The organism is Spirulina sp. 06S082, assembly GCF_034932145.1.
In the GTDB taxonomy this organism is placed as follows: domain Bacteria; phylum Cyanobacteriota; class Cyanobacteriia; order Cyanobacteriales; family Spirulinaceae; genus CCY15215.
Genome location: NZ_JAYGHV010000268.1, coordinates 1 through 1,063, shown reverse-complemented (window position 1 = coordinate 1,063; position 1,063 = coordinate 1). Strand labels below are relative to the sequence as shown.

Annotated in this window: 1 protein-coding gene; it reads left to right on the top strand. The window is 36.1% G+C overall.

Annotation, left to right across the window (positions count from 1 at the left end; translation table 11 throughout):
* Positions 1 to 64 precede the first annotated feature (64 nt).
* Complete coding sequence (locus VB714_RS15510) at positions 65 to 1,054, top strand: IS630 family transposase (protein WP_323225537.1); 990 nt, start codon at positions 65 to 67, stop codon at positions 1,052 to 1,054.
* Positions 1,055 to 1,063: the final 9 nt, after the last annotated feature.

The following is a 1,063-nucleotide window of genomic DNA, read 5'->3' as shown; positions in this document are numbered from 1 at the left end:
ATAAGTAGGTATACGAAATTAATTGCAGATGTGGTAAAATAAAACCCCAAAAGACTAAGCAAGCATGGAAAAATTAGCAAGAGAAACCCAAAAACTACTGTGGCGGATTTATCGAGAAAGTGAATCATATCAAGTGAGGCGACGAGCACATGGAGTATTATTGAGATATGAAGGTTGGAGTATTAGTCAAATTGCGACTATATTTAATGTGAGCAAAAGAATAGTAAGTTATTGGTGGAAAGAATGGAAAGAGAGAAAATTAGTCAGTTTATATGCACGAAAAGGAAAGGGGAGAAAATCTCTCTTGAATGACGAGCAAAAAGAACAAGTCAAAAAATGGGCGAAACAAACTCCGAGAAATTTAAAGAAGGTTTTAGAAAAAATCCAAGAAGAATGGGGAATAAAAATGAGTAAACAGACATTGAAAAGAGTATTAAAATTTTTAAAAATGACATGGAAAAGAATGAGAAAAGATGTTGCTAATCCTCCAGAACCAGAAGAATACAAAAGAAAAAAAGAAGAGTTAGAAAATTTAAAAGAGCGAGAAAGGCAAGGTGAAATCGAAATTAGATACCTTGATGAAGTTGGATTTTGCCTAGAACCATATATCCCTTATGCGTGGCAGGAAAGAGGGGAAACACTCTTCCTGAAAAGTCAGAAAAGCCGACGTTTTAATATTCTCGGACTCTTGGGAAAATCCAATCAATTAGATTCTTATCTTTGGAATTGCTCAATTGATAGTGAGATTGTTGTGGCGTGTATCGATGATTTTTGTAAGCGGGTAACAAAAAAGACATTCATTGTCATGGATCTGGCTTCAATTCACACCAGCAAAAGTTTGTTTGGGAAGTTAGAGGAGTGGCGATCGCAGAACCTAGAAATCTTTTGGTTGCCAAGGAGTTCGCCAAAACTCAATCTCATTGAAATTCTATGGCGATTTATCAAATATCAATGGCTCAAACCACAGGATTATGAGAGTTTGGAGACTCTCAAGGAGGCGGTTGAGCAGATTCTCCGGCATTTTGGCACTGATTATGCAATTAATTTTGTCTAGCTACTTATT